The sequence below is a fragment of the Cellulomonas sp. Marseille-Q8402 genome, from assembly GCF_965119525.1.
The window spans coordinates 908212-920958 of the sequence record NZ_CBCPLX010000002.1 but is presented as its reverse complement, the minus strand read 5'-3'; the positions used below and the strand labels follow the sequence as shown (position 1 = coordinate 920958).

Sequence of the window (12747 nt, the reverse complement as noted above, 5' to 3'; positions counted from 1 at the left end):
ATGAGCGCGCCGACGCCCGCCCCCCGCCCGCGCCGCCTGCCCGCGCGCCGCGGTGTCGTCCTCGGCCTGGCCGCCGTCCTCGCCGTCTCCGGCGGCGTGGGCGTCTGGCAGCTCACGACGGCCGACGACGACCCCGGCGCCGGTGCGGCCGCCGCCGTGCCCGCCGCCGGGACCCCCGCCGCGCGCGTGTGCGGCGTGGCGGACCCGGACCGGTACTCGGCCCTGGCCGTGGACGCGCCGGTCGCCGAGGTCGAGGCCCTGGTCCCCGACGCGGGCGCCGGCGTGCCGACGCAGCTGGCGGCCGTCGAGGGGCACGTCGCCGCGCTCCGCCAGGACGGCAGCACCACGACGATCTCCCGGTGGACCGCGGACGGCCGCGAGGAGGACCCCGTCACCGTCGAGGCGGACTCCGACGCCGCCGCGGCGGGCAGCTTCGCGCTGACGGCGGACGGCGGCGTGCTCGCCCCCGACGGCTCGGCCGGCGGGACCACGGTCGCGCTGTGGGCCGACGGCGGGGAGCCGTCGGCCACCTGGGACCTCGGCGACCTCGACCGCGGCCGCGTCGCGGCGGTGCTCGGCTGGTCGGCGGGGCAGGACGACGTCCTGGCCGCCGTCGTGATGTCGGACTCCGAGCAGCTGGCGCTCCTGCGCGCGGACGGGCAGGTCGACCCCGACGGGCCGGAGCTGACCTGGGGCCTCTACCCCCGGTTCTACCCGCAGGACGACGGCAGCCTCGTGGTGATGAGCGACTCCGACGAGCAGGAGCCGACCATCACGATCACGCGGTACGCCGCGGACGGCACGCCCGGGCTCAGCATCGAGGGCCCGCTGTCCGGCGCCGCGAACGGCCGGGCGTCCTCGCTGGACCACCCGACCGGCGTCGCCACCACGGCCGACGGCGGCCTGCTGCTCGCCGGCCCGACGTGGCGGCTGGTCGAGGTCGGCCCGGACGGGGTCTGGGAGCGCATGGCGCTGTCCGGCGAGGGCCAGGGCTCGACCTTCCGGTTCGCCGACCTGACGCCGTTCGTCCGGCAGGGCGACGCGGTGTACTTCTTCTCCCCGCGCGAGGACGGCGACGGCGTGCAGCTCTCCCGCGTCGGCGACGCGGACCTGGACCTGCTGCTCGACGCCCCGGTCATCTGGGACGTGAACCACGGCTCGACGCTGGACCTGCTCGGCTACGGCGCCGGCCTCGCGACGGACGCCGAGACCGACTACTTCGGCCCCGGCGACACCCCGGCGGTGCACGCCGAGTTCGCGCCGTGGTTCGGCGCCCTCGGCGAGACCTACGAGCTGCGCTACGAGGTGACCGGCGACCCGTGGCTCGACCCGCCCGTCGAGCCGGTGTCGGGCACGGTCGCGATCCCGGCCGGCGGGGGCGAGGTCCCGTTCGACCTGCCCGCGACCCGGCCCGGCCCGTACCAGGTGCACGCCGAGCTGGTCGAGAAGGACACCGGCGCGGTGCGCACCGCGACCTGCCTCCGGTACGCGGTCGGCGCGCCGGGCTCCACCTACGACCCGGCCTCGCTGGCCGAGGGCTCGGACTGGGGCGGCGCCGGCCCGCTGCGCGGCGTCCAGCTCGCGGCCCAGCTCGGCGTCGGCAGCCACCGCGTCCAGCTCGACTTCGGCCGCCTGGTCCCGGACGTCACCGCGACGCCGTCGGCCGCCGGCCTGGACCTGTCCAGCCTGCCCGGCGCGGAGGACGGCGACCCGTTCGCGGGCGTCGCCGCCGCGGCCGAACTCGCAGCCGACTCCGACGTGCAGCTCTACGTGCAGGTGGGCCAGGGCGGCGAGGCCGAGCTCCAGGCGGTCGACGACGGCACCTGGGGCGCGTGGGTCGCGGTCATCGCGGAGGCGCTGCGGACCGGCGCGCCCGACCTGCACCAGTGGGCGCCGTGGAACGAGCCGAACAACACCGGGTTCGGCGACGGCGGCGACTACGCGACGCGGGTGCTGGCGCCGTTCGCGGCGGCGGTGCGCGGCGTGGACCCGGAGGCCGTGGTGATCGGCGGCAACGCGCTCAACGTCGTCGTGCCCTGGTACCAGCAGATGGTGGACGCGGGCGGCTGCGCCTCGGTGGACGTCGTCGGCATCCACCCGTACAGCGGCTTCAACCGGTCGTGGGACGAGGAGGGCGCCGACGGCCCGATCGGCCAGATCACCGCGCTGGACGCCGTCCTCGACGCGTGCGGCGCGGACCGCCCGGCCGTCTGGGACACCGAGTCGGGCTGGTGGTCCGACGGCCCCGCCAACGAGTGGGCGCAGGCGTACGACGTCGGGCGCACCCTGGTGCGGCTGTCCGAGCTGGGCGTCGACGAGTGGATGTACTTCTTCAGCGAGGGCGGCTGGGGCGAGGGCGGCTTCACCTGGTCGCTCGTGCAGGTCGGCTCGTTCGTGAAGCCGGGCGCCCTCGCCATGGCCACCGCCTCCGGCCTGCTGCACGGCCGCGACGACCCCACGGTGCTCGACACCGGGGACGCCGCGGTGCACGCCACCGCGTTCGGTCCCGCGACGGGCGGCGACGCCTCCAGCGGCATCGGCACGGCCGTGGCGGACGCCGCCCTGGTCGCCGTGTGGACGCAGGACGAGGTCACCAGCGCCGAGGTGACCGTCGAGCAGGACGCCACCGTCACGGTGACCGACCTGTACGGCGGCACCCGCGAGCTGCCCGTGACCGCGGGCGCGCCCGTGGAGCTGGCCGTCTCCGGCGCGCCGGTGTTCGTCACCGCGCCGCCCGCCGCCGGGCTGGCGGTCACGGCCGCGGCCCCCACGGGGGAGAACCTGCTCGAGGGCGGCACCGTCACCGCGAGTTCGACCACGGACGGCACCGACCCGCAGCTGCTCGTCGAGGCCGCCGGAGCGGGCGGGAACCCCTGGCGCGCCGGCGCGCGCACGGCCGACGGCCCGGACACGTCGCCGTGGGTCGAGGTCGAGCTGGCGCGGCCCGCCGTGCTGGACCGCGTGCTGGTCGAGAGCGCGGGCGTCCGGTGCTGCACCTCCGGGGTGCGGGCGTACGCGGTGAGCGTGCAGGACGAGGACGGCACCTGGCACGACGTCGGCAGCCAGTCCGACCTGTTCCTCGCGCGGACGTCCTCGGTCGCCTTCGAGCCGATGACGGCGACCGCCGTGCGGGTCCAGGTGCCGACCACCGTCAGCCGCGGCGTGACCATCCCCGACCTCGTGTACTCCGGGCAGAACGGCGGCCTGCTCCCCGCGTGGGAGCCCGTCACGCCCGAGCCCACCTGGCCGCTGTCGCTGGTGCGGCTCGCCGCCTACGGCCCGGCCACCGCCGGATGACCCCCCTCCCGATCGGAAAGGACGGACGGACGATGACACCCAGGGCCACCGTGGGCATGCCCGTCTACAACGGCGAGAAGTACCTGCCGGCCGCCCTCGACTCCGTGCGCGAGCAGGACGAGGCGGACATCGAGATCGTCATCTCGGACAACGGGTCCACCGACGCCACCGAGGAGATCTGCCGGGCGGCGGCCGCGGAGGACCCGCGCATCCGCTACCTCCGGCACGAGCAGAACCGCGGCGGCCGGTGGAACTTCATGCAGGTGCTGGACCAGGCCCGCGCGCCGTACTTCACGTGGGCCGCGGCCGACGACGTGCGGCGGCCCGCGTTCGTCCGGCGCTGCCTCGAGACGTTCGCCGACTCCGACCCCGCGACGGTGCTGGTCTACCCGCGCACGCAGATCATCGACTCGGGCGGCGTCATCACCGAGGACCTGAACGACGCCGACCTCGCGTGCGACGAGCCCACCCCGCACGAGCGCATCGGGCACTTCCTGCGCGCCCAGGCGGCGCACCTGTTCTACGGGCTGCACCGGACCGAGGCGCTGCGCAGCACCCGCGGCATCCGGCCGACCGTCGGCAACGACCTCGTGCTCCTCGCGGAGCTCGCGTGCCGCGGGCCGTTCCAGCTGGTGCCCGAGCAGCTGTTCCTGCAGCGCCGGCACGCCGAGCAGTTCTCGGCGCAGGGCCAGGCGCAGATCCAGTGGCACGCGCCGTCGGCGTCGGTCCGGTTCGCGTTCCCGCACACCAAGGTGAGCGTCGAGCTGGTGCGCGGCGTGCTGTCCTCCGGGCTGCCCCCGGCGGAATCCGCCCGCACCCTGGCCACGATCCCCGCGGCGTGGACCTTCCCCCGGTGGCGCGGTCCTGCGGCGGACGTGTGGGCGGCGCTCGGGCTGCGGCCGCGGAGCCAGCGGTCGTGACCGCCGGACCCGGGGCAGGACCGGCCCCGGCGCCGCGCGTGCCCGAGGTGCACGTGCTGACGCCGGGCGACCACTTCTCCCCGCGCACCGGCTCGGCCATCCCGACGGTCGTCGACGGCCTGTGCGCGGCGCTCCCGGCGGGCACCGTCCCGCGGCCGCGCGTGGTGGTCGCCGACGGCACGTACCCCGACCGCTACCCCTCCGCCGACCCGGTCGGCTACCCCCTGGCGACGGCGCGGCCCGCCGACCGGTACGTCGACGCGCTGGCCGGCCGGCTGGGGCTGCCGCGCCCCGGGGTGCGGCGCACGCTGCGCCCGACGCTGTCCGCGCAGGACGACTGGGCGCCGGGCGTCGTCCTGGCGCACAACGCCCCCCAGCTGGTCCCGCTGGTGCATGCGCAGCACGCCGCCGTGCTCTACGCCCACAACCTGCTGCTGCGCACCTACTCCGCCCGCGAGGCGGAACGGGTGCTGGGCCCGGCCGCCGCGGTCGTCTGCGTGAGCGGCGCGCTGGCCGAGCAGACCGCGTCCCACCTGCCGCCCTCCCTGCGGGACCGGCTGCGGGTCGTGCCCAACGGCGTCGACACCGTGCGGTTCGCGCCGCGCGCCGACCCCGCGCGCGGCGACCGGCTGCGCGTGGTGTTCGTCGGCCGGATGATCCCGGACAAGGGCGCGGACGTGGTGCTGGACGCCGTCGCCCGCCTGGACCGGGACGACGTCGAGCTGACGCTGGTCGGCTCGCAGAACTTCGACGCCGGCGCGACGCCGTCCCCGTTCGAGCGGGACCTGCGCACCCGGGCGGCGGCGCTCGGCGACCGGGTCCGGCTGCTGCCGTTCACCCCGCGCGCCGAGGTGGCGGAGGTCTACCGGCAGGCCGACGTCGTGGTGGTGCCGTCCCGCTGGGCGGAGCCGTTCGCGCTCACCGTGATGGAGGGCATGGCCAGCGGCGTGCCGGTCGTCGCCTCCGCGGTGGGCGGCATCCCCGAGGTGATGGGCGACGCGAGCGTGCTGGTGCGCCCGGACGACGCCGGCGAGCTGGCCGCCGCGCTCGAGGCCCTCGCGGACGACGAGCCGCTGCGCCGGCGGATCGGCTCCGCGTGCCGCGCGTGGGCCCTCACGCACGACTGGTCCTGGTCCCGCAGCCGGCTCGACGCCGTGCTGGCGGAGGTCGCCGGCGTTTCACCCACGCCGGTCGGGTGAACCTTTTGCACCAGTTGTCCGAATTGTGATGGTTACCGGCACGATGGTCCCCATGCGCGTCCTGCGGATCTCCCACAGCGCCGTCGTCACGGCGTGGCGGGGGCGGGAGACCGCCCTGCGCGACCGCGGCCTCACCGTGCGGACGCTCAGCGCCCGCACGTGGGAGGAGGGCGGCCGGGACGTCGACCTGGAGCCGCAGCCGGGCGAGGACGTGGTCGGGGTGCGCACGTTCGGCCGCCACCCGAACGTGTTCCTCTACGACCCGCGCCCGATCTGGCGCGCGCTGGGCGAGCCGTGGGACGTGCTCGACCTGCACGAGGAGCCCGCGGCGCTGGCGACGGCCGAGGTCCTGCTGCTCCGGGCGCTGCACCGGGTGCGCACCCCGTACGTGCTCTACTCCGCGCAGAACCTCGCCAAGCGCTACCCGCCGCCGTTCCGGTGGTGGGAGCGCCGTGCCCTGCGCGGCGCGGGCGCGGTGAGCGTGTGCAACGCCGAGGCCGGCGACGTCCTGCGCGGCAAGGGGCTCACCGCCCCGGCGCACGTCATCGGGCTCGGGGTCGAGGCTCCCTCGGCCGGCCTCCCTGCCACGGCCGTCGAGCAGCAGGCGGCGCACGCAGGGCCGGGCGCTCAGGACGAGGGCGCCCCCACGGACGCCGGCGTAGTCGGTGCGGCAGCCCCCGCACGCACCGGCTACGTCGGCCGCCTGCTCCACCCGCACAAGGGCCTGGACGTGCTGCTCGACGCCGCCGAGGCCGACCCGCGGCTGCACGTCGCGATCGCCGGCGCCGGGCCGTACGAGGGCGGGCTCCGCCGCCGCGCCGCGACCCCGGCGCTGGCCGGGCGGGTCGCGTTCCACGGTCACCTGGCGGGCGACGCGCTCGCCGCCTTCTACCGCGAGCTGGACGTGCTCGCCGTGCCCTCCGTGGCCGCGCCGGGCTGGCTCGAGCAGTTCGGCCGCGTCGCGGTCGAGGCGATGGCCTCCGGCGTCCCCGTCGTGGCCTCCGACAGCGGCGCCCTGCGCGACGTCGTCGGGGGCGCCGGGGTGCTGGTGCCGCCGGGCGACGCCCCGGCGCTCGCCGCCGCCCTGGCGTCCGTCGCCCTCGACCCGGACCGCGCGGCGGGTCTGCGGGCCGCGGGCCTGGCCCGCGCAGCCGAGTACACCTGGCCCGCGATCGCGGAGCGGTACGAGGCGATGTACCGCGAGGTCGTCGGGCCGGGACCCGCCCCGGCCGCCGGCGTGGACGCCGGCGGCGACCCCGTCGTGGTCGTCGTCGCCTACGGCGCCGCCGGGCTGCTGGAGCGGGCGCTCGCGCCGGTCGCCGGCACGCTGCCCGTGGTCGTCGTCGACAACTCCGGCGACGAGGCCGTGCGCCGCGTCGCCCTCGCCGCGGGCGCCCGGTACCTGGATCCCGGCGCCAACCTCGGGTTCGGCGCGGCCGTGAACCTCGGCGTCCGCACCGCCCACGCCGACCACCCCGGCGCCGACGTGCTGCTGCTCAACCCCGACGCCCGCGTGGACGTCGACGGCGTGCGCGCCCTGCACCGCCGGCTCCGCGCCGAGGGCGACGCCGCCGCGGTCGGCCCCGCGCAGGTCGACGAGGACGGCGTGCCCGCGCGGGTGCGCTGGCCGTTCCCGACCCCCGCCGGGGCGTGGCGGCAGGCCGCCGGCCTCGGCCTGCCCGAGCCCGCCGCGCACGTCGACGGCTTCGTCATCGGCTCCGTCCTGCTGCTGCGCGCCGCCGCGCTCGCCCAGGTCGGCGGGTTCGACGAGGCCTACTTCCTCTACTCCGAGGAGACCGACTGGCAGCGGCGCGCGCACGACGCGGGCTGGCGGTCGGTCGTCGCGCAGGACGTCCTCGCCGAGCACGTCGGCGGCGGCACCAGCTCGGACCCCACGCGCCGCGAGACGCACTTCCACGCCTCGCAGGAGCGCTACTTCCGCCGCCACCACGGGCCGGCCGGCTGGGCCTCGGTCCGCGCGGCGGTCGCCCTCGGCGCCGTCCCCCGCGCGGCCCTGCCCGGCGAGCGCGGCGCGTCCGCCCGCCGCCGGCTGCGCCTGTACCTGCGCGGGCCGCTGCGGGCCGAGGCCGCGCTGGGCGACCCGCGCGCGCCGCGACCCGTCACCACCGCCTCCGACCCCGTCGACCGGGAGGCCGCCGCATGACGACCACCACCACGCCCGCCGTCGTCCCCGCCCCGTCGGGCGCCCCGCCGGCCGGCCTCGCGCCGGGCGTCGCCCCGCACCGCACGACGCTCGCCCCCGGCGTGCTCGAGCGCGTCCCGTCCACGTCGCCCTGGCGCCGGGTGCTGCTGGCCGCCGGCCTCGTCGCGCTCGGCGTGGTGCTGGCGCTGCTGACCTCGGTCGAGCCGTGGCTGACCGTCGGCGTCGGCGCCGCGGTGCTGGTCGTCGGGCTCACGCTGCGCGAGCCGCTGGCGCTGCCGATCCTCGGGATGCCTGCCCTGCTGCTGGTCAACCGCGTGGGCGGCGCGCTGTCGGTCTCCGACTTCGTGCTGTTCATCGGGTTCTGGCCCGCCCTGCTGTTCTGCCGCCGGCCCCTGTCCCGGCCGATGCGCGGGGTGCTGTGGGCGTCGGCGTTCTACCAGGCGACCGTGCTGTTCACCGTCATCGCGAACCCCTACGTGGCCAACGTCGTCGAGTGGTTCCACTCCTGGCTGCTCGTCGGCGGCGCGCTGCTGGTCGGCTGGGCCATCGGCGCCGCGGGGTACGCGCGGCTCGCGCTCGGCCTGTACGTCGGCGGCTCGACCGTCGTCGCGATCGCGGCGCTCGGCCAGTTCGCCGTCAACCTCAGCCAGGGGAACACCGGCGCGGTGTACCTCAACGAGCCGCTGCTGATGCACAAGAACTACATCGGCTGCGTGCTCGCGTTCGCCGCGATGATCGTCTACGCCCGGCCCCGGTGGCTGCGGTGGAACGACCTGGTGTGCCTCGCGCTGTTCGGGCTGTTCCTGGCCGGCACGCTGGTGGCGCAGTCCCGGCAGGCGCTGATCGGCCTGGCCATCGCGATCGCCGTCGTGGCGCTGCGGCCGGACCCGCACCGGCACCGCTCCAAGGTCGTGCTCCTGGCCGTCGCGGGTGCCGCGCTGGTGATCGGGTCGCTGGTCCAGGACCAGCTGGAGTCCGGCGACCAGTACAACTCCGCCTACCAGCGGCTGGTCTGGTTCCGGCAGTCGCTGCTGATCTGGCAGGAGTACCCCTGGTTCGGCGCGGGCCTGCGCTGGTGGTACACCGACCGGTTCGACGAGTCGTTCCAGCCGCCGAACGCCGAGTTCGAGGTGCTGTCCTCCGGCGGCGTCGTCGGGCTGATCGGCTTCCTGCTGATGTTCGCGGTGATCCTGGTCATCCTGTGGCGGGTCGACCCGCGCTACGGCACCCTCGCGTTCGTCATGGTCGCCATGCGGTTCGTGCAGGGGCAGTTCGACCTGTTCTGGGTCGCCGCCCAGGTGTCGATCCCGTTCGTCATCGCGGGCATCTGCCTCGGCGCCCAGGCGCACGCGGACCGGTCCGGGGCGGGCGACGACGGCCTGCCCGTCGGGGCCACGGCCCCCCCGCGGCCCCCGCGACGCCAGCCCGGGCCCGCCGACGGCCCCGCCGGCCGCCGCGCGCGGCACCTGCTGCCGAGCCGGCCGCGCCGCCGCCGCGTCCCCGCGTCCGTCGGCCACCGGGAGACCTCGTGACCACCGACGTCGTCCACGTGGTGTGCACCGACGCGTTCGCCGGCGTCGAGCGCTACGTGACCACCCTCGCGCGCACCCAGGACGCGCGCGGTCTGCGCGTCCAGGTGCTCGGCGGGAGCGCCGGGCGGATGCCCGCCGAGCTCGCCGGCTCCGGCGTGCGCTGGGCGCCGGCCCCCACCCCGCTGCGCGCCGCGGCCGCCCTCCGGCGGGTCGACGCCCGGCTGGTGCACGCCCACATGACCGCGGCCGAGCTCGCGGCCACCGTCGCGGCCCGGGCCCCCGTCGTCGCCACCCGGCACTTCGCCGCCACCCGCGGGTCGTCCGGCCTGGGCCGCGCCGTCGGCCGGTTCGTCGGCCCGCGGCTCGCGGCGCAGGTCGCCATCAGCGCCTTCGTCGCCGACCGCGTCGAGGGTCCGTCGACCGTCGTGCACCCCGGCGTCCCCACGATTCCCCGCGCCGCGCACGAGCCCGCCGCGGCCCGCCGCCCCGTCGTCCTGATGGCGCAGCGGCTCGAGGCGGAGAAGCGCACCGACGTCGGGCTGCGGGTCTGGGCCGCGTCCGGGCTCGCCGAGGCCGGCTGGGAGCTGCTCGTCGCCGGCACCGGCGCGCTGCGGCCCGAGCTCGAGGCCCTGGCCGCGGAGCTCGGCGTCGCCGGGTCCGTGCGGTTCCTCGGGGCCCGGTCCGACATGGACGCGCTGCTGTCGACCGCCTCGATCTTCCTGGCGCCGCGCGGCGACGAGCCGTACGGGCTCTCCGTCGTCGAGGCCATGGCGCACGGCACCCCCGTCGTCGCCGGGCGCGGCGGCGGGCACTCCGAGACCGTCGGGGCGGCCGACGGCGCCGTGCTGGTGCCCGAGGAGGACGTCGCCGCTGCCGGGGCCGCTCTCGCCCGGCTCGCCCGCGACCCCGAGCGGCGCGCCGCCTACGGCGAGGAGCTGCGCGCCCTCCAGCAGCGCCGGTTCGACCCGGAGACGCACGCCGACGGCATCGCGGCCGTCTACGGCGCCGTGCTCGGCACGCCGCTGACGCCCGGGGCGGTGCGGTGACGGGCCGCCCCTCGGACGCGCCCGCGCGCGCCGTGCCCGAGGCGGCCGGCGCCGCACCGGGCCGGCGGGACCTGGTCGTCCTGTCGCTCGAGCCCTGGGACGAGGTGTGGCGCCGCAACCAGCACCTGGTGGCCGGGCTGCTGGCCGCGGACCCCGGCCTGCACGTGCTCTTCGTCGAGCCTGCGGTCGACCACCTGCACGACCTGCGCCGCGGCGCGTCGCCCACGGTCGGCCGGCGGCTGCGCCGGCTCGGCCCGCACGACGGCGCCCCTGCGGGCCGCGCGTGGGCGTACCGGCCCACCAAGTGGCTGCCGCGGCGTCTGGACCCGGCCGGCGACGACCGCCGGGCCCGCGGCGTGGGACGGATGGCGCACCGGCTGGGCATGACGGACCCGCTGCTCTGGGTCAACGACCCCGACGGCGCGGCCGTGCTGCGCACCACCGGCTGGCGCGCGCTCTACGACGTCACCGACGACTGGCTGCGCGCCGTGCGCGAGCCCGCCGAGCTGGACCGGATCCGGGCCGCCGAGCAGGTGCTGGTCGAGCGGTGCGCGGAGGTCGTCGTGTGCTCCCCCGCCCTCGCCCGGGCCAAGGGGGCGTCCCGGCCGGTGACCCTGCTGACCAACGCGGTGGACGTCGACGGCTACCGGACCCCCGCGGAGCGACCCGCGGACCTGCCGGACGGCGACTACGCCCTCTACGTCGGCACGCTGCACCCGGACCGCCTGGACGTCGATGCGTGCCTGCGGCTGGCCACGCACCTGCGCGCGACCGGCGCCCGGCTGGTGCTGGTCGGTCCGCCGCTGCTCGACCCGCTGGACCTCACCCGGCTCGACGCGGCCGGGGCGGTCGTCCTCGGCGCCCGGCCGGCGTCCCTCGTGCCCGCCTACCTGCAGCACGCCGGCGTCCTGGTCGTGCCGCACGTGGTGGACGGGTTCACCGACTCGCTCGACCCGATCAAGCTCTACGAGTACCTCGCCGTCGGCCGCCCCGTCGTCGCGACGCCCGTCGCCGGGTTCCGCGACCAGCCCGCCGACCGCGTCACCACCGCCTCCCCGCAGAACCTGGCGGACGCCGTCGTGCGCGTGCTCGCCGAGCACCGCGCCCCCGGGCTCGGTCCGGCACCGGCCGACGTCCCGCGCTGGAGCGACCGCGTCCGGGAGATGGCCGCGGTCCTGGACCGCGTCCGCGCCAGCCGCCCCGCCCCCACCCAGCGCTGAGCCTCCGCGCGGCCCGCGCGCCCCGCGCACACTCCGCGCACCCCGCGCACCCCGCGCGCACCCCGCGCGCACCCCGCGCATCCTCCGCACCCCCCGCACCCCCCGCACCCCCCGCACATCCCGCGCACCCCGCGCGCACCCCGCGCATCCCGCGCACCCGCGCACCCGGGTCGCCGAGACTGCAGCATCTGCGGGGTTCTCGGGTCGCGAACCCCGCAGGTGCTGCAGTCTCGGCGGGGCCAGCGGGGCCAGCGGGGCCAGCGGGGCTAGGCCCCGGGCTAGCGGGGCTAGCGGGGCTGGCGGGGCTGGCGGGGGCGGGCCGTGCGGTGCCAGACCTCGGTGTATAGGAGCGAGGGGCGATGCCGACGTCGGTCGGGCCGCCCTTCCGCGCGGGGGCGCCGCGGGCGGCGTCCGCCAGGGGGCGGCCCGGCCCCTCGGCAACCGCCGCGGCCAGGGCCGGCACGTCGCGCGGGGGCACGAGCAGGCAGCGCGGGGTGCCGTCGGCGGCCACCGCGATCTCGTCGACCCCACCGCCGGCCGTCGCCACCACCGGCACGCCCCGGGCCATGCCCTCGACGACCACCTGGCCGAACGGTTCCGGCACCGGCGAGGCGTGCACCAGCACCGACAGCCCGTCGATCGCGGCCACCGGGTCGGCCACCCAGCCGGTCAGCTCGACGCGCCCGGCGAGGCCGCGCTCGGCGACGAGGGCCCGCAGCTCGTCCTCGTAGGCGGCCTCGGCGAACAGCGCGGCACCGACCACCCGGAACCGCGCGGCCGGGTACCGGTCGGCGAGCAGCGCGCACGCCTCGACGAACTCGCGCTGGCCCTTGGTCGGGCTGACGCGGCCCACCAGGCCGACCACGGGCGTGGCCGGGGCCCGGCGCGCGGCCGGGTCGGCGGCCACCTGCTCCGGCGCCACACCCGGGTACGCGAGCGTCCAGCCCCGCGGGAGCGGCAGCAGGGTGCGGGCGGTGGCCTGGGAGTTCACGACGACGTGCCGGGGCCCCCGGCGCGCCAGGACCCGCAGCACCCGGGCGACCGGCGCCGGCAGGTAGTCGTCGGCGATCCGGTCGTGCACGTGCCAGACCAGCGGCCGCCGGGCGAGCGCCGCGGCGGGCAGCCCGATCAGGTCGGCCTTGAGCGAGGTGGTGTGCACGACGTCGGGCCGCAGCGACCGCAGCAGACCCGCGAGCCGGGCCACGAAGGGCAGCGTCGCCGCCACCGACCGCGCCGCACCCGCCGCCGACCGGCCCGCGGCCGCCCGGTCCGTCGACGCGACCCGGGGATCGAGCGGCAGCACCCGCACCGGGACCCCGATCTCCCGCAGGCGCCCGGCGAGCGGCCCGTCCGCGAACAGCACCACCGT

Annotated in this window: 7 protein-coding genes and 1 pseudogene; 7 read left to right on the top strand and 1 reads right to left on the bottom strand. The window is 77.8% G+C overall.

From position 1 onward, the window contains the following. The 7 genes from ACWPWW_RS15170 to ACWPWW_RS15140 are packed head-to-tail and all read left to right on the top strand — an operon-like array spanning nucleotide 1 to nucleotide 11378. Nucleotides 1–3297, top strand: coding sequence for a galactose-binding domain-containing protein (locus tag ACWPWW_RS15170; RefSeq protein WP_454051177.1), 3297 nt, complete (start codon nucleotides 1–3; stop codon nucleotides 3295–3297). A gap of 32 nt (nucleotides 3298–3329) precedes the next feature. Next, nucleotides 3330–4217, top strand: coding sequence for a glycosyltransferase family 2 protein (locus ACWPWW_RS15165; protein WP_454051176.1), 888 nt, complete (start codon nucleotides 3330–3332; stop codon nucleotides 4215–4217). After that, a complete protein-coding gene (locus ACWPWW_RS15160; RefSeq protein WP_454051175.1) occupies nucleotides 4214–5416 on the top strand; it encodes a glycosyltransferase family 4 protein in 1203 nt (400 codons plus the stop codon). Before ACWPWW_RS15165 ends, ACWPWW_RS15160 begins: the two co-directional genes overlap by 4 nt. Nucleotides 5417–5468: 52 nt before the next feature. Further along, nucleotides 5469–7580, top strand: a complete 2112-nt coding sequence (locus tag ACWPWW_RS15155; RefSeq protein ID WP_454051174.1) for a glycosyltransferase — start codon at nucleotides 5469–5471, stop codon at nucleotides 7578–7580. Continuing rightward, nucleotides 7577–9112 (top strand): O-antigen ligase family protein, encoded by a 1536-nt coding sequence (locus tag ACWPWW_RS15150; RefSeq protein ID WP_454051173.1) that lies wholly within the window; start codon nucleotides 7577–7579, stop codon nucleotides 9110–9112. Before ACWPWW_RS15155 ends, ACWPWW_RS15150 begins: the two co-directional genes overlap by 4 nt. Continuing rightward, nucleotides 9109–10158, top strand: a complete 1050-nt coding sequence (locus ACWPWW_RS15145; RefSeq protein ID WP_454051172.1) for a glycosyltransferase family 4 protein — start codon at nucleotides 9109–9111, stop codon at nucleotides 10156–10158. Before ACWPWW_RS15150 ends, ACWPWW_RS15145 begins: the two co-directional genes overlap by 4 nt. After that, nucleotides 10155–11378: a glycosyltransferase gene (locus tag ACWPWW_RS15140; RefSeq protein ID WP_454051171.1), complete on the top strand. Its 1224-nt coding sequence runs from the start codon at nucleotides 10155–10157 to the stop codon at nucleotides 11376–11378. Before ACWPWW_RS15145 ends, ACWPWW_RS15140 begins: the two co-directional genes overlap by 4 nt. A 448-nt stretch (nucleotides 11379–11826) precedes the next feature. Here the strand turns inward: ACWPWW_RS15140 and ACWPWW_RS15135 are convergent. Next, nucleotides 11827–12243, bottom strand: a pseudogene (locus ACWPWW_RS15135) (glycosyltransferase); the annotation flags it as partial. Between the last annotated feature and the right edge of the window lie 504 nt (nucleotides 12244–12747).